The sequence below is a fragment of the Metabacillus mesotrionivorans genome (assembly GCF_052171315.1).
Classification (GTDB): domain Bacteria; phylum Bacillota; class Bacilli; order Bacillales; family Bacillaceae; genus Bacillus_P.
The window spans coordinates 92,390-110,522 of the sequence record NZ_JBQMFF010000007.1; the positions used below are offsets into that span (position 1 = coordinate 92,390).

The window sequence follows — 18,133 nt, forward strand, 5'->3', positions numbered from 1 at the left end:
TTACTTGTAAAACGCAAGTGTTTTCAAAAAAATAAACTGGCCTGCCAGACGGTTAGTCTTTTCAGCCAGTCCCTGCACTTATAAATACTTCCTGTGAATCGCCTTTCCGTCGTACGTGAACAGTACCGGCTTGCCTTCAAGCACGGACTCCATATGAACCGCGCGGCCCCAAAGCTGGTGAATGTACGGCAGCACTTTTTCCAGGTATTTCAGATCAAGTTCAATGTCTTCAAACCAATGCTTCAAGTACAGCTCATTGTTTTTGAGGTAATCGCCGTCATTCACCGTAATGTACGGGAATCCGCCGTTTACTCTCATGTTGATCAGCTGATCGCGGACATGCTCCCATTCTTTGTCGACAACCTTGTAATCTCTCCCCTGCTTCTGGAAAAGATACATATCTTCACGGGTAACAAGGTCCTTCGTCAAATAGTTCCGGATAAACGAAAGATCTGATTCGACCTCGCGCACCTCAAACATTTTCTCCCGGCCAGAGTTCGGTTCTGCTCCGCGTCTGATCATTTCCTTTGTCGGATTATTGTACCGTTCCTCGATATCTTCAAAGATTTTGAGCCCCAGGTAATACGGGTTGATTCCCGTCTTGGACGGCTGGACGACGCCCGCGTTGAGCTTGGCATACTCGATGGATTCTTCTGTGGAAAGGTCAAGCTCTCTCAAGATCCGCTGATGCCAAAAGGATGCCCAGCCCTCGTTCATGATTTTCGTTTCAAGCTGCGGCCAAAAATAAAGCATCTCTTCGCGCATCATCGTCAAAATATCACGCTGCCAGTCTTCGAGGTCACGGCTGTACTCCTCAATAAAGAGAAGAATATCTTTCTCAGGTGCCGGCGGAAATTTTTTCTTTTTCTTGCCCCGCTCAGGGTTAGGTTTGTCCTTTTGATCCAGCCCCCAAAGATCATCATAAGGCGATGCTTTTTTCACATCCTCTTCCTCTATATCCTCCATCGTCCAAGACAGCTTCGGACGCATAAGCGAAGGATCAATGTGCTCCTGAATCGCAAGCACCGCATCAAGAAATTTTTCAACCTCGGCTCTGCCATGCTCAATTTCATACTGCTTGATTCTGTCGGCCGTAGCAGCCATGCTCTCAACCATATCCCGCTTTGTGTTTTGAAAACGGCTGTTGTTTTTGAAAAAATCGCAGTGGGCCAGAACGTGCGCCACGATCAGTTTATTTTGGATGAGCGAATTCGTATCCAGCAAAAATGCATAACAGGGATCCGAGTTGATGACAAGCTCGTAAATCTTGCTCAGTCCCAGATCATAGTGAAGTTTCATCTTGAAAAACTGCTTGCCAAAGCTCCAATGTGAAAAACGGGTCGGCATTCCATAAGCGCCAAATGTATAAATAATATCAGCAGGACAAATTTCGTACCGCATCGGATAATAATCGAGCCCAAATCCATCCGCAATTTCCGTAATCTCCGCAATCGCATATTCCAGTGATTTCCGGTAGGCTTCGTTCACACGTTTTCCCCCTATCTCGTCTTTAAGACAATGTATGAGCGGGAAGGGAAAAACATGAACAGACATTGCGTTCGGGTCCTTTTTCTTATGAGTAATCGGTCAAGGCTGCGGTATGATTTTAGGGTACACTATGGATTTGCTTACCCTCGCAAACCGTTTTTCGATCTACTAGGGTACGATAGAAGATACAAAAAAACATGAACCCCTCAGGATTCATGTTTTTCAATCTTAATGTTCAGTTTTAACAACCATTTTCTGCTTCAATGACCGCTTCTGCCAGATCATTGTCATCACCAGTGTGACAACGAGGAAAACAAGTCCGAGAACAAATGGATACAGAATCTGGACATCATACAGCATGCCTGCAATCGTCGGTCCAAGCACGTTTCCAATGCTCATATAGGCATTGTTCATGCCCATTGCAAAGCCCTGTTCGTTTCCGGCCATTTTGGAAATCAGGGTGTTGAGCACGGGGCGAAGGATCGAAGTTGCCAGGAAAATAAGCAGTGTAATTCCAAAGAACAGGACATAACTCGTTGCAAACAGCGATAGCAGGAATCCTGCAGCTGCAACAGCAAGGAAGATATTGAGCACCATTCCTTCACCGAAGCGTCTGACAACACGGTCTACAACAAACAGCTGGACAATGACACTGATAATCCCGGTTGATGTAATCATCAGCGCAATCTCCTGCGGAGTCGCGCCAAACTGATTGTCCACAAACAGACCAAGCACCGATTCGTACGCCATGAGGCCAAAGCTCATGACAAGCGTAATGATAAGGGGCACAAAGTACGGCATTTTAACCGAGCGCACCATTTTTCGCGCCATGGATTCATTGTCCTGAGGCATCATCGCAGCTGTCGTCATTTTTGATTCACTGTCTTCAAGCAGCACAATCGAGAAAATAACGGCTCCCAAAGATACAATGGCTGAGATCAGGAACGGCATTTTCAGCCCGAAATCAGCAAGAAATCCTCCGATGCCGGGTCCGATGACAATCCCAAGAGACATCGCGGCAGAAACAAAGCTGTTCCCTTTTGCACGCTGGTCCATCGTCGTGATGTCCGCCACATAGGCAAAAATGGCAGGAACAAGCAGTGCCGCACCAACTCCGCCGATCACACGGGAAGCATAAAGCCACCAGATTGAATCCACGGCATAAAAAACAAACATCGATAATGTCAGTCCTACTAACCCGTAAATAATCATTTTTCTTCTTCCGTACTGATCTGCCCATTTCCCTGCTATCGGAGAAAAAATGAGCTGAGCGCCGGCAAAGATCGCAATCATCAGACCTGCGGCCGTGCCGCCCTGGTTGATTGATTCAAGATACGCAGGCAGGATTGGAATAATAATCCCAAAGCTGCCGATTGCAATAAACATGTTGACCATCAATATAAACATTTTCTTTTTTTGTTCTGCAGACAAAATGACAGCCCCGCTTTCTATAGTTAACGAATGTTGTAAGCTTACTTTCAGCAAATACTTAACTATGTTAAATTGTTTGCTGCCCCATTGTCAATGGAAAGCACCCCCGCCTCGTACTGTTTTGCATCACAGAAAAAACCGGGAGAAAGTCTTGTTGACTTTCTCCCGGTTTACTATCAACATTTTTATGTCATTTTAAACAATTGATGAATTTAGGAGACTGTTTCAGGAAGACTCTTCATATCAACAGCAGGCCCGAAAAACTCAGAGTGAATCTGGTCTTCTTTTATGCCAAGCTCAGCAAGCATGTCGATGACGCACTTCATAAATCCGACCGGACCGCAAACATAGAAATCTCCATTTTCCGTTTGAAGTATTTGCTCCAGATCCTTCTTCTCGATCTGTCCTTCTTTAAAGAAGTTCTGTTCTGTGCAGTCTTCGTTCAGCGGATTGCTGTAAATCGTATAGACCCTGCTGTTTGGCATATTCGAGCAGAGAGCCGCTACTGCAGATTTAAAGGCATGTGTTCCGCTGTTCTGAGTGGCGTGAATAAAGGTCATTTCACGGTCACGCTGCTTTGCAGCAAGCGACGCAAGCATGCTCATGAATGGTGTTACGCCGACTCCGCCGCTGATTAGTGTCACAGGCGTTTCGGCTGCTTCATTGAGAGTGAAATCACCAGCCGGAGCACTGATTTCAAGCGTATCTCCGACATTCATTTGACTGTGTAGGTAGTTTGATACTTTTCCTGATTCCAGTCCCTTTTCTTCGCGCTTGACCGAGATTCTGAGATAAGGCATTTCAGGTCCCCCTGAAAGACTGTACTGCCTGTTCATCGTATATGTTTCTCCAGGTATTTTGACTCTTACTGTACTATATTGACCCGGTTTAAATTGTGGTTTTATCTCCTTGTTTTCAAGGTAGAAAGATGTAACCGCATCGCTTTCTTTTTCGATCCGTGCAACGGTAAAGGGCTGGAAGCCTTCCCATACAGCATGGCTGTAGAGATTTTTCTCTGCATTGATAAAGACACCGGCAATCACGCCGTATGCTTCACCCCATGCTTCAAGAATTTCAGGTGTGGCTGCATCTCCTAAAACTTCTTTTATCGCCCCGAGCAAATATTCCCCTACAATTGGGTAATGTTCTTCTTTTACGCCAAGACTGCGGTGCTTGTGGGCAATCTGTTCAACCGCAGGCAAAATTATGTGTAGCTGGTGAATATGCAGAGCCGCTGCATAAACGGTGTTTGCAAGAGCCGTCTGCTGCCTGCCCTTTTTTTGATTCGCATGGTTAAAGATATTCAATAGTTCCGGATAATCTCTGAATAAATTGCTGTAAAAACGTGTTGTAATGTCTACCCCTTTTTCCTTTAAAATAGGCACAGTAGATTGAATGATTTCAATGGTTTTTTGAGTAAGCATAAGAGATGCTCCCCTCTTCAATTAAAGTAGTATTTAAAATGCATCTTTATCGTACTCCTGCTTCCCATTTAAAGCAATATCTAAAATACATCTTTAACGGATCTGTCACAAATGAGCCTTTCTTTTATTAAAGGGCAGACTGTTGTGGTAAGATAAACGTACTTCTTGCAGTGGGGCGATGAAACATGAGGCTTACCAACTATACAGATTACTCTCTGAGGGTGCTGATTTATCTTGCCTCTAAAGAAAAGGGAGAACTGTCCAATATAAAAGAAATCGCGGAAGCATATACCATCTCGAAAAATCATTTGATGAAGGTCTCATACGAGCTTGGAAAAATGAAGGTAATTGAGACAGTCAGAGGACGCGGCGGGGGCATCCGGCTGGCGTTGGATCCTGAAAAAATCAACATTGGGGCGATTGTCAGGCAGACAGAGGATGACTTTAACCTTGTGGAATGCTTTGATCCGGAGCGCAATATGTGTGCCATCTCACCCGCATGCAAGCTGAAGGGTGTCCTGCATAAAGCTTTAAAAGCATACCTTGAAGTGCTCGACGGCTATACACTTGCTGACCTTGTTCAAAATAAATCGATGCTTTCACAATTACTGAAGCAATGAAAACCGCCTATTGGCGGTTTTTTCTTTTGTCCAAAAATCGTTCCCATTTTGTTACATAATAAATGAAAAGCAAATATACTGGTATTATCTGCTTTATTTCAGAGGAGGAATGCTTTTGAAAACCAAACAAATTTTACTGCTGATCTTGTTTGCTGTCATTATGATTGCCTTTCCGTCTGCACCCGAAGCATCCAAAACCGGAAGTAAGACCGTTGTTGAAACCATTGCCTCAAAAGCACTCAAAAAAGATGAGCGCCCGCATCACCACAAACTCACCTACAAACTTTATTTGCCCGAAGGATACGATAAAAAACGGAAAGCAGGCTATCCTGTTGTGTACCTCCTGCACGGCAGCGGAGGAAACGAACACAGCTGGGATGATTTCTTCGGAACTTTGGACCGGATGATTGCGGAAAAGGAAATAGAACCAGTCATTGCGGTTGTCCCTTCATCAGGTAATTCCTACTGGGTAAATTCAAAAAAGTACGGAGATTATGAGAGCGCTATTATGCAGGATCTCATTCCTCATATTGACAAAAAATACAATACGGTAGGAAACCGCAGCGGAAGGTTTGTATCAGGCTATTCCATGGGCGGATACGGTGCTCTCCGTTACTCACTCATGTATCCAAATTTATTTTCCGGAGCCACACTTCTGAGCCCCGCCATTCAAAACGGGGAACCACCGGTAACATCAGGGGCTGTGACAAGGGGCAGTTTTGGTGAACCGTTTAATCTCTCTGAATGGCATGCACTCAATTATCCTGCTGCCATCCGCCACTACATCAGCCAGCCGCACCGGGTTCCGATGTACATCGTTTCAGGAGATGACGACTGGAATCATCTGAGCGAAAAAGAGGATCTTCCTCCTGATGCTTATAAGTACAATGTGGAGGTCCAGGCTGTGCAGCTTTATCAGGAGCTTCACAGAAAAAACCTGTTCGGCCTTGATTTTCCAAAATGGGAGGACGTTCCATCAAGCCCCGCCGAGCTCAGAATTGTAAACGGCGGGCATGGGCTCGATGTGTGGCTGAAAGGTTTTGAAGAAGGCCTTAAGTACATGTTCGGCAAGCCGGAAGGCACTGACTTCTCCCCTGTTTACAGACCGGATGATTATATAAGCTCAAAAAAAGGGGCCGTTCAGACCCGCACGTTTCACTCTGACAGCTTATCAAAAGATCTGTCCTATGTTGTGTACACCCCGGAAGAATACGGAAAAGACCCGACAAAACGCTATCCCGTTCTCTATCTCCTTCACGGTTCATATGGAAATGAAAAAAGCTGGGATTCATTCTGGCCGATTTTAGACAAAATGATTGAAGAGAAAAAAATCGAACCTGTTATTGCCGCAGCCCCTGTAACAGGAAATAGCTACTGGGTGAACTCTGAAAAATACGGAGCTGTGGAAACAGCCGTTACCCAGGATCTGATGGAGGAAATGGATTCACAGTTCCGGACGATTGCAGATCGGAGCGGACGCGGGCTTGTCGGCTATTCGATGGGCGGATACGGAGCCCTGCGCTATTCACTTGTATACCCCAATCTGTTTGGAGCTGCTGCCCTGCTGAGTCCGGCCATACAGTCAGATGAAGCGCCAAGCACATCAGGGGCAGTTGAGCGCGGTTCATTCGGAGAGCCCTTTGATGCGGATCGCTGGGAACAGCTGAATTATCCTCAGGCGCTCGAAGCATATGGGAACCAGCCGCACGAAGTACCCATTTTTATCATCACGGGAGATGATGACTGGAACCATGTAAGCGAAAAAGAAGACCTTCCCCCGGACGCCTGGAGATACAACATGGAAGTCCAGGCAGTCACGTCCTATGAACGGATTCACAGATCCAATGTTTTTAACAGACCTTTTGAAAAGTGGAGCCCTGTACCCGGAAGCCCGGCAGAACTTAGAATCGTTAACGGAGGGCACGGCATGTCCGTTTGGGCAGCAGGCTTTGAGCAGGGACTGAAGTATATGTTTGAGAACGGTTTGTCTGAACGCTGAATATCGTTCAACGTCAAAAGAACTGCGGCCATCAGGCGCAGTTCTTTTTTCAGTATATAGAATAATGGAACAAGCCAGAGAAAAGAGTGGAGATTGTGAGAGACAAAGTCTTTTAAAATGGAGATATCCATGAAAGAGGCAGCGGAAAAATGGGTTATGTACGCTTGGCATCCGCCAAGCTTTTTTTACTTTTACACAGCAGAAACCGTATGGTCGGCCTGTTTGCCTTCCATTGATTCATAAAGCTTTTTTACCCTCATTGCGATATCGTCGCAAAGCTCCTGGTAGTGGGCAAATTCCTCCTCTTCATTTTCAAAAGCGTAAAGCGAAAGATTTGGAAGGTTCCATGAAAGCACATTTTCCTTTGCTCCGTCCACCGGAGGCGTTTTTTCCTGCTTATAATCAAACATTTGGACAACAATATCCGCTTTATTTAACAGGCCAAGGTCAATTTTCTCAGAGTCAGAGTCTTCCATGGATACGTTCACTTCTTTCATTGCTTTCACACAGACAGGGTCGACTTGAGTTTTGGCAAGGCCGGCACTTTTAATTTGCCATTTACCGGAGAACAATTTCTTTGCCCAGGCTTCTGCTATTAAGCTCCTGCATGAGTTGAAATAGGACAGAAAGTAAATGGTAGGTTGTCTCATCGCTGTACCTCTTTCTATGAGTTTGTATTATTCTTTACCCGCTCGTAACAAGAGTTACACGTTTATTTACAACCAATTACTGTTAATCTGCAGGAATTTTGGAAAATACCGCTTCCGCCCTACCTGCCGATTCGGGAGAAACGCTTTTGGTGGCTTGCCAGGTCGCTTTCCAAAATGGGAGTCAGAGTCTCAAGTGCCGTAAGGGCAAGCTGTTTGAAGGAACGCTTATTGACGGCATCAAGTTCTTCTTTGAGCTCTTCCGGAATAGATGCCGCACCGCAGAGTGCTCCTGCAATGGCTCCTCCCATACTTGCGATGGAATCAGCGTCATGCCCGTAATTCACACCGCCAATGATGGTTTTCATCGTGTCGCCGCCTGCAATGGAAAAAAGAGCGAGAGCAACCGGCAGCTCTTCAATGGCATGTATCCGGCTTGGAATGTTCGCATTTCCTTTCCCCTGCTTTTTCCGGTCTGAAAAGGATTTTACTGTATCAAAGGGTTCCATCGCTGCCCGAATATCGTCTCGCGCCGATAAAACATCAAGGTGTCCTGCTGCCGCGTCAAGAACGGCTTCTATTGCAAGCTTTGTTCCATCTTTAGCAAGTTCTCTCGCAGCAGCGAGAATGCTCTGCACGCTTGCATCCATGCTCATCGCTTCAGCAACAGCCGCTGCCATGACTCCAGCAGCTTCCCTGCCGTAGCTTGTCTGATGGGCCCCTGCAAGGTCAATCGCTTCCCGGTAGGCACGCTCAGGATCGCCTGCATTCATGATGCCGACCGGACTCATGTACATGGCCGCCCCGCAGTTAACCATGTTGCCTTGACCGGCTTCACGCGGATCCACGTTGGCAAGCCTGTGTCTGAGGAATAAATACTGCTCCGGGTAATAAAGACGGGTAATGACAGGTGCCTCTTTTTTCAGCTCAGGAATGTAGACCTTGTGCTCTGCAATTTCTTCTACAAGGGATTCAGCAATATCATAGGCAGTGAGATGCCGCTGCTTTTTTTCGTATACCCTGAGAAGTGCTTCTACCATCAGCGTATCATCCGTTATATGGCCATTGCCCTTTTCAAGAGGCCGCATGTTGCCAGGCTCCCTCCAGGCATTGCTTGCAGGTTCCCGGAAGGTTGTCACAACTCCGAATTTCTCTCTGATGACCGCCGGAACCAGCCCTTCAGTAGGGGATCCCATCGCATCTCCAACAGCCCCTCCGTAAAGAACACCCTCTATTTTATCAAGCAGCTTTTCTTTCATACTCTTTTCCTCCTCTACAGCTCTTTACACGCAACATTCGAAAGCAGCGCCTCACCCTTTCCAAGTACTGAAAAACCGAACATGCCGGATGCAAAGCGGCTGTCTTCCGCAGAAAAGAGCTTTTCATCATTTATGGAAAAGCAAATCTGACTGCCTGTGCATGTGACCTCAAATCTGTACGTTCCGGTGTGGCTCCATTCAAAAGGAACTTCCGCCAATTTCTTCACTCCAAAATCAACAAGATGCAGGGACACCTTGTTATGGCCGTCAAACCCCGCCCTGTAATGGCGGTACACGCCTTCCGCCCGGGCAATCATCATGTGACAGCCGCCGCTGACAGGTTCCACGTCTGCTGAAACCGTATAATTCCGAGCGTAATAATTCCCCGTAAACGAGGAGCATTCTTCATCAGACGTGCATCTCATTTTTCCATTTTCAAGGACTGCTTTGCCTTTATGATGGGCAAATGGCGTAACGGACTGAAACTCCGTTGCCTGTTTGCTGAAATCAATCGTGTAATGAGCCTTTCCGCTGACTTCGAATTCGTCGAGATACAGTTTTCCAAAGGCCCGGTCGAGCAGGTGCGAAGGGCTTTCTATGATAAAGCCCGTTTCATCAATGACTGCACCGTGTGTATTAGGAACGATAAATGAAATCTCATTCCAGGTCCCATTGACGAGTTTGACAGGCTGCAGCTTTAGATTCTCTTCCGTGAACGTATTTCTGACATAAGGTGTCAGAACGATGTCTTCCCCCTGCCATTTATCTGAAAACACCTTCATGCTGATAGTCTGGCCGCTGCATATTTTAGGAGAAAAAGCCGGTTTGTATTTTTCGTCATTGAACTCTTTTCTGCGGTGGAACGGCTTGTAAAATACTTTTCCTGCCTCTCCTTCAATCATCCGGTCAATGAAGATCTCAAGTGAACCCTTTGTCGTGAAGCCCTTGTCAGGACAGTGCCTGAGAAAAAGCTTAAAGGGAAAATCCGTCTGAAAACCGTGAGTCGATCCCGGAAGGACAAAGTCGAAATAGAGATTTTCTTTTTTATAGCTTTTGACAAGCGGGTCTGGTGCTTCTTCTCCAGCCACTCTGCAGCCAAGAAGCGCAAGCTCTTTTGCAAAAGTAGGGATGTCCATCATGTTCAAATAACCCGAGACACTGGACAGGACGATAAAGTCGTTGATTGGTTTTCGGTAATGATCAGGAATGCTGCGGTTTCCATAGAGCACGCCTGCAATGGTTCCGATTTTACCGGCATTGCAGTCTGTATCCCACCCGCACATGGTGGCGATTTCAATGGTTCTTGCAAAGGAACCCTCACCGTAGAGCATGGCAAGGATGCACACTCCCGCATTGGGGATAATATGGCATACCCCAGGGTATTTGTCATAGCCCCAGTTCACCTCAAGAAAATCTCTGCATGCACGGAAATCACCCGGATGCTCCCAGTGAAAATCCAGCACTTCACCTGCGATTTTAGCGTACGTGCTGTCCTGCGGAATGGTCTTTAAGGCCCTTGCGATCACTTCCTGAATGTCCGAAGCATCGAATGCCGCTGCAATGCAGGCCGCGATGAACCTGGCCCCGTAAATGCCGTTTTTATCATGTGATACACTCGCGGCTTTTGCTGCATAATCGGCCGCTTTTTCCGGATTTCCGGGGAAAAGCAGGCCCCACGTATCCACAAAAATCTGTCCGCCTATCTGTTCGGCAAGCGTAAGGCCGTTTTTTTCTGCTGAACCGGAATACGGAGGCTGAATGCCTTTTTCAAGATTCAGATACGCCGTATGCTCCGTGCTGATCCCTTCACCGCCCCACCAGAACATTCCAATCCCGCTGCGCGTATAATTCAGCCATGCACGGCCCACGTCCTCAGCCGTCAGTTCCCGGTCCTTGGCATCATCATAAAGAGCCCTTATGAAAAAAGCAGGACCGTTCGCATCATCATCTGCCGAAAAGACGTTGTAGTTTTTTAAATAGCCGTTTATCTCACCGTACACATCATGTATCCGTTCATATGTCCACTCAAGCGGCTCAACCGGCGCCCCGAGCCTGATCCCGGCATTCATGCCGAGAAAGCCTGCATACACCCGCTCCAGATAATCTTCAGGAATCAACATGCATTCCCCTCTCCCCTTTTTCTGTACAAGCTGTTCTTTCTACCATACGTTTGGGGTGGGGCAATCATTCTTACTTTTTTGCAGGAAAAAGTTTGATAGAGAAGGATTGTGTAAATAGCTTTCTGAACGCTCTCCTAAACTAAGCCATAAAAAAAGAGACTCTGCGAAGAATCTCTCAAATCATCAATTATAACGCTGTTTTAGCACTCGTACCCGTTCCTTTGCGCTCCAGTCACTTGCTTTCCGCGGGGAGCCCCGGGAGCCTCCTCACTGCGTTTGCGGGGTCTCCCGTGCACTCTTCATCCCGCAGGAGTCAAGTGCCTTCCGCTTCAATCCACTGGTGTTCTGCGGATCTATCTTAAAGCAGCAGCGCATATTAAAGGAATCTATTTCAATTCTTTATTCGCATATTCCGTAATCTCTTTTCCTCCGGCAGCCTCCCACTCTTTAACGAACGCATCGAAGTCTTCAAGAGGACGTTTGCCTGTAATGATGTCTGTCGAGTATTCCTTATAGAGGTTTTCCATGGCATCCCAGTTTGCAATGTACTCTTCCGGTAAAATGAACAGGTTATCCTCCTGATAGAAATCGTTGACAAGCTTCAGTGAAGCTTCGGCTTCTTTGCTTAGGAGCGGCTTTTTCAGCGGCATGTCAGGCGTGAATTCTGACGGCTCCCAGAATCTTGAAAACCACTGCTCGTAGTAAGTGTCTGTCAAATCAATTTCTCCGCCATCCGTGCTGTAATGTTCCCCTTCAAAACCGAGGCGGTCAATCATCTGGCCTTTCGGGCCTGCGAGATAATCAAGAATTTTAAAGGCCAGTTCTTTTTTCTCTGATTGTGAAGAAATCGCAACGCCCCGGGCTTCTTTTGTTACATCTGCAGCCCCAAAACCCTGGCCTTTCCCTTTAGCAGGCGGAAGAACTTTCACTGCCGCTTCGTTTCCGTTCGTCTGCATCATTTTCCCGTTGTATATATCGATGACTTTACCTGCTGTACCAGTAATAACCCCTGCTTCACCATCATAAAATGCCTTTTCTTTCGTATCCCATTCTTTTGTTAAATATTCAGGGTCCAATAGACCTTCATTGTAGAGTTTCTGATAAAAAGCAAGCTTCTCTTTTTCCTCAGCTGATACTTTGTGATACACAAAGCTTCCATCTTTTTTCAGCCAGGAGGAAGTGAGGCCGAAGGACATATTGAAAATGGCGTTCAGCTCTTCAATATCACCGGCAGCGGTGAATGCGTATGAAGGCTTTCCTTCTCCTCCAGGAGGACTTGTTTTCAGTTCTTTGAAAAACGCATAGTAATTGTCAATCGTCGGATCTGCCATCAGTGCTTTTGATGAAGCCATTTTGTCAAACCAGTCACCCCTGATCACCGGCGTTTTTTGGGACAGCGGTTTAATCCAGAGCAAATACGGGTAGTTTTCAAGACGTTTCTCGTTCCATGGTTCAAGTTTGTCCTTAATGTACTTCGATTTTTCAATATGCGGCATCAGATCTTCAAGCAGATCCTGATCGGCTATCTGCTGGTCTCCGCCCTGAAAATAAATCATATCAGGTATATCCCCGCTCATAAGGAGCAGGTTTAATTTTTCAGCGTAGTTGCCCTGCGGCATCTCAACAAGCTCAAATTTCACATCGAGCTTCTCATCTTCTTTCAATCCTTTTTCCAGCGCCTCAAAATACTTAACAGAAGCTGGATTTGACGGATTTTCATCCTTCATGACAATCCGGATTGTCGTTGAACCGTCTTCATTTTTCTCAGAGGTTTCCGTTTTTTCAGAGCATCCTGAAGCCGTGATAAGCAAAGTTGCAAGGAGTATTTGCAGCCATTTTCTCATCTTCATTCCCCTTTTCAATTTTTAATTAATCTTTCACTCCGCCCTCAAGCGCACCTTTTGCATAAAATTTGAGGATGAAGGGATACATGATCAAAAGCGGCACAATGGCAAGGATGATGGTGCCTGCTTGAAGCGACGCAAAATCAAGGCTTGCCACACTTTTGTATTCAAGCAGGGTCTGTACGCCGACGAGTGAAGCATTGTCCCGTTCCACAACAAACTGCCTGAGTACGAGCTGCAGCGGCCACTTCCCCGGGTCCGTCAAGTAAATCGAAGCCCGGAAAAACTCATTCCAGTGGAAAACGGCGTAAAAAAGGCCAAGCGTTGCCAACGCCGGCTTAGACAGCGGAAGCATTATTCTGAAGAAAATATTAATATGCCCGGCACCGTCCATTCTGGCAGCCTCGAGAATACTTTCAGGCACATCCTCGAAAAATCTCATCATAATAAACAGATAATAAACATTAATCGCCTTATAAAGAATCAGCGAAAAGTAAGAATCCAGCAGCCCCAGGTCTTTCACCACAAGGTACTCTGGAATAAGACCGGGCTCAAACACCATGATGACAATCAGCAGCACCATAAACAATCTTCTTCCAACTAAGCGCTTCCTTGTCAGGACATAAGATGAAAGCGCTGTCAAAAGAAGGTTCAGCAGCGTTCCGGCAGCCGTAATAAAAAGAGAGTTAAACAAGCTCTTCACAATCAGCGGATTAGAAAGAAGAATCTCATAGTTTACGAGAGAAAAGCCTTTTGGAATCAGCGACAGTCCGGTCATTTTATGGGCGTTTTCCGGTGCTGTCAGCGAAAGTGCGAGCAGGTTCAGGATCGGCACAATCATCGTTAACGTCACAAGAAACAAACCTGTATACAGAATCACTACCGGCCATTTCAGAGTTTTCATTCTCACCACACTCCCTTTCCGGTCAGGCGTTTGGCGAGAAAGTGTGTTCCAAAAATTAGCACAACGCCAATTGCACCTTTAAAAAGGCTTGCGGCCGTCGCATATGCATACTGACCATTCAGAATTCCGATTCTGTATACATATGTATCCAAAATATCTACAACACTGATGACTGAGTCATTCATAAAGTTAAAAACCTGATCAAAGCCTGCATTCATAAAGAATCCGAGGTTTAAGATGAATACGGTAATGACCGTGCTTTTCATCTCAGGCAGCGTAATATACCTCATCTGCTGCAGTCCGGAGGCCCCGTCCATTTTTGCCGCTTCATATAGAGAAGGGCTGATTTTCATAATCGCAGCCAGATATATAATGGAATCCCATCCCGCGCTTCTCCACATTTCGGAAAATACAAGGACCCAGCGGATCTGATCTTTGCTTGTCATATAGTCAAGTGAAGGCAGCTGGAAAACATTCCGAATGATATTCACTCCCCCGTCCACCGGATTCAGCAGGCTGATCCAGATGCCTGCAATGACAACCCATGAAAGAAAGTGAGGAAGGTAGACAACAGACTGAACATACTTCCGGTAAGAGACGTGCCTGATTTCATTAATAAGAAGCGACAGAATAATGGGAATTGGAAAAACAAAAATGATTTTCATTGTGCTGATGATAATGGTATTTTTCAGCACAGTGAAAAACGCGGGCGAATCGAACAAAACACGAAAATGCTTCAACCCAACCCACACATTGTCACCGATAATCCGGTAATCCTGAAAGGCAAGCTTCATCCCGATCAGAGGAACAATATGGAAGATACTGAAATATAAAAGCGCAGGCAGAAACATCACGTACAAAATCCAGTCCCGCTTAATAAAAGCAAGCTTTTCCCTACTCATTGCTTCTTCCCCTGCTTCTGAATGCCTCCAGTTCTTTTTCCGTCGGCATGCCGCTTTGTGCCCCGTGTTTTTCCACGCTCAGCCCTGCTGCAGCTGCGGCAAACTGTACAGCTTCTTTTAACACCAGTCCTTTCGCTGAAGCCGCTGCGAACGCGCCGGCAAATGTATCTCCTGCACCTGTGGAATCAACCGGATTTACTTTTACGGCAGGTATATGAACCGGCTTTTCGCCGTCATGATAGACGACACCCTGCTCTCCTTTTGTAATAAGCAGCTTATTGGGATATTTCCTTAACGCTTCTTCCTCCGTCATGTTGAAAAGAATGGCGGCTTCGTGCTCGTTTGGCAGAATGCAGGATGTGTTATCAATCAATGATTCCGGAATGGGAACAGCCGGAGCGGGATTCAGGATGACTGTCTTTCCATATCCGCTGAGTATTTCAGCCGCATACTCTATCGACTCCAGCGGAATTTCCATTGAAAGAAGGATCACATCCGCTTCAAGGATGACCTCCATTTTCTCCTCAAGATAGCTCCTGTCTGTTTTGCTGTTTGCACCGGGTATCACAATGATCCTGTTTTGGCCCCGGCAGCTTTCAATCAATGCACAGCCTGTAGGCGCATCCTTTCGTTTAGCCGCGTGGCCGGCATCAACATGATTTTTATCAAGCTCTGCAAGCAGGGACCTCCCGTGATCGTCGTCTCCAACAGTGCCAAACATCATGACCTGCGCTCCAAGTCTGCCTGCTGCCGTTGCCTGGTTCGCTCCCTTGCCTCCGGGAAACATGCTGAAGTCCTTGCCGAATACGGTTTCTCCCATCTTTGGCGACACTTCCGTAACGGCGACTAAATCCATATTCAAACTTCCGATAACAGCAATTTTCTTCATCTTTCAATCTCCTAATCTATTTCTAAGTTCATAAGCGGCGCATGCTGCTGGGCGCCGTATACATCGCGGTCACAAACCGCCCCCGATGAAGTGTTTCTGTAAAACGTCACTTTAAACCCAAGTGCCTGATCATAAAAAACAATGCTCTTCAGCTGCTCCTTTTTCAGGAGGTAAAGTCCGCAAATTGTTTCCTTATTGATTTTCCCGGTCTTCTTCACATGATCGTAGGTCACTCTGTCGCTGAATAAAACATCAAGTGTAATCTCAAACGGCCCTGAATTTTTGCTTCTGAGGATTTTTGCATATTCTCCAAGTGATGTCATAAAACCTCCAGCCGAAAAGGCAGCTCTTTTTCAAGTTTCATAAGATGATAGACGGAAAACTCATAAACAGGTCCAAAATCAATATCACTCGGGGCAAAAGGAAAAGCCAGGTTTCCTGCAGTTGATTTCCTTCCCTCATAGCCAAAATGCAAAAATGTAGAGCGAAGTGACGCGCAAATACTGCTCGCCATCTCCTGGGTAACAGCGGTCACTTCAAATAGAATGCCAAGCTCATGTCCTGAAAAAACAGCCCGTTCATTTTCACCCAGTACAGCATTTTTGCCGTAGTTGTAAAACTGGATCTGATAGGAGTCAGCAGGTATTTCCTTGTAGTGGCTTAAGACATCCTGTTTTACAGCCTCTTCTACTTCATCGATTTTTTCAATCAGCAGCGGATCGCGGACACCGGCAATCACAAACGTTCTGTATGCCGTCTTCCGAGCGCCTTCTAATTTTATCCAGTATTCATTTGAAGGGATGTACCTGCTTCCTGATACTTCTACAATGCCGCTTCCCCCATCATGAAATGTGCACCCGGATAAATCCAGCATAAAACCGGGACCGTGCAGGAGGTATGGGTGGTCTTTTTCATAAAAGGTATGAGCTGCCACGCTTGCTGCTGTGCATGTTCTGGACGGATTCAGCGCCTGAACCGTGAAAGAATCTTTTTTTATCGTGCCTAAAATGCAGTCTTTCGTAGTTCCCGGTTCTGCACACAGTGCCCCGCATTCAAGGATTTTTCCAAGGTGATACGAAAGGCCGGGATCTTTTCCAAAAAAGATGCCGGCTGCTGAGTAGACGGATGGATCAAACGCCCTTCCGCAAATAATAATGTCACATCCCTGCTCAAGTGCCCGGACTATAGGTTCATGGCCCATTTGAGCAACAATAGCACTCGTATCACTGAGCGTTTTCTCTGTTAGATCGGGAACATTCGGACTCATTTTTTTTATACGATTAGCTTCAAAGGCTTCGAAGACAGATTGGTGCTGAATATCAGCCCAAATGACGGCGATTTTCGGCTCAGCGGCTATCTCGTTTAAAATTTCATGAACAATCTCAAGCGTCCACTCTACGTGGGGTTTTGCACCTGCACCGCCTGCAGAACCGATGATCAGCGGAATCTTATGATCAACCGCTGCAGCAATCAGCAGCTGCAGATCTCTTTTCGCAGCACGCCTTGAAACAATGCCGACTCCCTCGCCAAGCTTATGCGGACCGGCATCTGTTGAACCTGCATCCACTGCAATCACGTGCGGTTTTAAATTCAGTCCATTCAAAAAACTCTCATGCGGAAAACCGTACCCGAGCATGCCGCATGGCGACAGAATTCGTATCTCCCTTTCCATTTCATCCCCCCTTGTCCATCTATTAGGTACTTTCAATATATGTAGACTTCTTCATTGTATGAGTGATACCTGCTTTTGGCGGAAGGAATGCACAGCCCTTATGACTCAGGAAAATACTCCCTTTTTTTACAAATTGTAAAATTCCGGTGTACTTCAGGCGGAATATTCTTTATATTAGGAACCATCATACAAAGGAGGAAAAAAATGAAAAAAATTGTATTCTGTGTCGCAGCCCTCGTCTTCTTGCTCGTGCTCTCGGCCCCTTCTTTTGCCTCGGCGGCTCAAAAATTAATTCAGCCTGTTAACAACGCCTATATCACTGCAGGATATTTAAATGCGAAGTATGAACAGCGGTTTGGATTCAAACACTATGGATGGGACCTGACTTCTTCATCAGGCAGCCGGGCTGTATGGGCAAGCGGCAGCGGAACAGTTCTTGCGACTGGCTATGACAACGTACTCGGCAATACTGTTATCGTGAAATATCCCGATGCTTATATTCATTCAACAGGCAAGACCAGAGATTTAGTTTTCAGGTATAATCACTTGGATTCAATCGCTGTCTCTAAAGGAACACGTGTAACGAAAGATTCCAGATTGGGCAACTACGGGAACACCGGAAAGTATTCTACTGGGGCTCACCTGCATTTTGAAATCGACACAGACACGGTCTACTATCAGTATTCACCAACCCTTGCATCCAGTTCAAATATCATAAAAGCGGGCACCGCCGGAACTGTCCTCTCACCGCGGAGTGTCCTGTACACAAAAGTGTCTGACCCTGATAACCAAAGTATTTGGATTGTCGGTGACGGCTACCAGTCATCATCTGAAGATGACCTGCCATTTATCAACTGACTGTGGCTTTAATTGGAACTTGCGGCCATTCCGGCTGCAAGTTCTTATACACTTATCTTTTCCTGAACAGAACCGT

15 protein-coding genes are annotated in these 18,133 nt (G+C 46.2%); 3 read left to right on the forward strand and 12 right to left on the reverse strand.

The features are described from left to right. Positions 1–78: 78 nt before the first annotated feature. From ACTSEZ_RS17020 to hmpA, 3 genes are all read right to left on the reverse strand, one after another. Complete coding sequence (locus ACTSEZ_RS17020; RefSeq protein WP_369735495.1) at positions 79–1,488, reverse strand: SpoVR family protein; 1,410 nt, start codon at positions 1,486–1,488, stop codon at positions 79–81. A 228-nt stretch (positions 1,489–1,716) separates the two neighbouring features. Further along, entirely contained in the window at positions 1,717–2,919 is a 1,203-nt protein-coding gene (locus tag ACTSEZ_RS17025; RefSeq protein WP_369735497.1) for an MFS transporter, read from the reverse strand. Between the two features lie 212 nt (positions 2,920–3,131). Further along, the gene (hmpA, locus tag ACTSEZ_RS17030) at positions 3,132–4,343 is read right to left on the reverse strand and encodes an NO-inducible flavohemoprotein (RefSeq protein ID WP_369735498.1); all 1,212 of its coding nucleotides are present in this window, start codon (positions 4,341–4,343) and stop codon (positions 3,132–3,134) included. 185 nt (positions 4,344–4,528) lie between these two features. On the opposite strand from hmpA, the gene ACTSEZ_RS17035 reads away from it, so the two are divergent. Together ACTSEZ_RS17035 and ACTSEZ_RS17040 are read left to right on the forward strand one after the other, a co-directional pair. Then, positions 4,529–4,963, forward strand: coding sequence for an Rrf2 family transcriptional regulator (locus tag ACTSEZ_RS17035; protein ID WP_369735499.1), 435 nt, complete (start codon positions 4,529–4,531; stop codon positions 4,961–4,963). 115 nt (positions 4,964–5,078) lie between these two features. After that, positions 5,079–6,962, forward strand: a complete 1,884-nt coding sequence (locus ACTSEZ_RS17040) for an alpha/beta hydrolase (RefSeq protein ID WP_369735500.1) — start codon at positions 5,079–5,081, stop codon at positions 6,960–6,962. A 191-nt stretch (positions 6,963–7,153) separates the two neighbouring features. Here ACTSEZ_RS17040 and ACTSEZ_RS17045 read toward each other — a convergent pair whose 3' ends face one another. From ACTSEZ_RS17045 to ACTSEZ_RS17085, 9 genes are all read right to left on the reverse strand, one after another. Further along, positions 7,154–7,612, reverse strand: a complete 459-nt coding sequence (locus tag ACTSEZ_RS17045) for an arsenate reductase/protein-tyrosine-phosphatase family protein (protein ID WP_369735501.1) — start codon at positions 7,610–7,612, stop codon at positions 7,154–7,156. A 119-nt stretch (positions 7,613–7,731) separates the two neighbouring features. Continuing rightward, positions 7,732–8,868 (reverse strand): ADP-ribosylglycohydrolase family protein, encoded by a 1,137-nt coding sequence (locus ACTSEZ_RS17050; protein WP_369735503.1) that lies wholly within the window; start codon positions 8,866–8,868, stop codon positions 7,732–7,734. 14 nt (positions 8,869–8,882) lie between these two features. Further along, complete coding sequence (locus tag ACTSEZ_RS17055) at positions 8,883–10,988, reverse strand: ADP-ribosylglycohydrolase family protein (RefSeq protein WP_369735504.1); 2,106 nt, start codon at positions 10,986–10,988, stop codon at positions 8,883–8,885. Positions 10,989–11,374: 386 nt separating this feature from the next. Beyond that, a complete protein-coding gene (locus tag ACTSEZ_RS17060; protein WP_369735505.1) occupies positions 11,375–12,832 on the reverse strand; it encodes an extracellular solute-binding protein in 1,458 nt (485 codons plus the stop codon). A gap of 25 nt (positions 12,833–12,857) precedes the next feature. Then, a complete protein-coding gene (locus ACTSEZ_RS17065; protein ID WP_369735506.1) occupies positions 12,858–13,736 on the reverse strand; it encodes a carbohydrate ABC transporter permease in 879 nt (292 codons plus the stop codon). A gap of 2 nt (positions 13,737–13,738) precedes the next feature. After that, entirely contained in the window at positions 13,739–14,638 is a 900-nt protein-coding gene (locus ACTSEZ_RS17070) for an ABC transporter permease (protein WP_369735508.1), read from the reverse strand. After that, positions 14,631–15,527: a ribokinase gene (gene rbsK / locus ACTSEZ_RS17075; protein ID WP_369735510.1), complete on the reverse strand. Its 897-nt coding sequence runs from the start codon at positions 15,525–15,527 to the stop codon at positions 14,631–14,633. The genes ACTSEZ_RS17070 and rbsK overlap by 8 nt, the downstream gene beginning before the upstream one ends. A gap of 11 nt (positions 15,528–15,538) precedes the next feature. Next, positions 15,539–15,850 carry a DUF4387 domain-containing protein gene (locus ACTSEZ_RS17080; RefSeq protein ID WP_203289614.1) on the reverse strand — a complete coding sequence of 104 codons (312 nt, stop codon included), beginning with the start codon at positions 15,848–15,850 and terminating at the stop codon, positions 15,539–15,541. Next, positions 15,847–17,199: an acyclic terpene utilization AtuA family protein gene (locus tag ACTSEZ_RS17085; protein WP_369735512.1), complete on the reverse strand. Its 1,353-nt coding sequence runs from the start codon at positions 17,197–17,199 to the stop codon at positions 15,847–15,849. The genes ACTSEZ_RS17080 and ACTSEZ_RS17085 overlap by 4 nt, the downstream gene beginning before the upstream one ends. Positions 17,200–17,403: 204 nt before the next feature. Between ACTSEZ_RS17085 and ACTSEZ_RS17090 the strand changes: the two genes are divergently transcribed. After that, positions 17,404–18,057: a M23 family metallopeptidase gene (locus ACTSEZ_RS17090; RefSeq protein WP_369735513.1), complete on the forward strand. Its 654-nt coding sequence runs from the start codon at positions 17,404–17,406 to the stop codon at positions 18,055–18,057. Positions 18,058–18,133: the final 76 nt, after the last annotated feature.

Excerpts from the sequence above, each read along its gene's own strand:
- hmpA (WP_369735498.1), bottom strand. The coding sequence starts at position 4,343 with ATGCTTACTCAAAAAACCATTGAAATCATTCAATCTACTGTGCCTATT.
- ACTSEZ_RS17035 (WP_369735499.1), top strand. The coding sequence starts at position 4,529 with ATGAGGCTTACCAACTATACAGATTACTCTCTGAGGGTGCTGATTTAT.
- ACTSEZ_RS17045 (WP_369735501.1), bottom strand. The coding sequence starts at position 7,612 with ATGAGACAACCTACCATTTACTTTCTGTCCTATTTCAACTCATGCAGG.
- ACTSEZ_RS17050 (WP_369735503.1), bottom strand. The coding sequence starts at position 8,868 with ATGAAAGAAAAGCTGCTTGATAAAATAGAGGGTGTTCTTTACGGAGGG.
- ACTSEZ_RS17055 (WP_369735504.1), bottom strand. The coding sequence starts at position 10,988 with ATGTTGATTCCTGAAGATTATCTGGAGCGGGTGTATGCAGGCTTTCTC.
- ACTSEZ_RS17060 (WP_369735505.1), bottom strand. The coding sequence starts at position 12,832 with ATGAGAAAATGGCTGCAAATACTCCTTGCAACTTTGCTTATCACGGCT.
- ACTSEZ_RS17065 (WP_369735506.1), bottom strand. The coding sequence starts at position 13,736 with ATGAAAACTCTGAAATGGCCGGTAGTGATTCTGTATACAGGTTTGTTT.
- ACTSEZ_RS17070 (WP_369735508.1), bottom strand. The coding sequence starts at position 14,638 with ATGAGTAGGGAAAAGCTTGCTTTTATTAAGCGGGACTGGATTTTGTAC.
- rbsK (WP_369735510.1), bottom strand. The coding sequence starts at position 15,527 with ATGAAGAAAATTGCTGTTATCGGAAGTTTGAATATGGATTTAGTCGCC.
- ACTSEZ_RS17080 (WP_203289614.1), bottom strand. The coding sequence starts at position 15,850 with ATGACATCACTTGGAGAATATGCAAAAATCCTCAGAAGCAAAAATTCA.
- ACTSEZ_RS17085 (WP_369735512.1), bottom strand. The coding sequence starts at position 17,199 with ATGGAAAGGGAGATACGAATTCTGTCGCCATGCGGCATGCTCGGGTAC.
- ACTSEZ_RS17090 (WP_369735513.1), top strand. The coding sequence starts at position 17,404 with ATGAAAAAAATTGTATTCTGTGTCGCAGCCCTCGTCTTCTTGCTCGTG.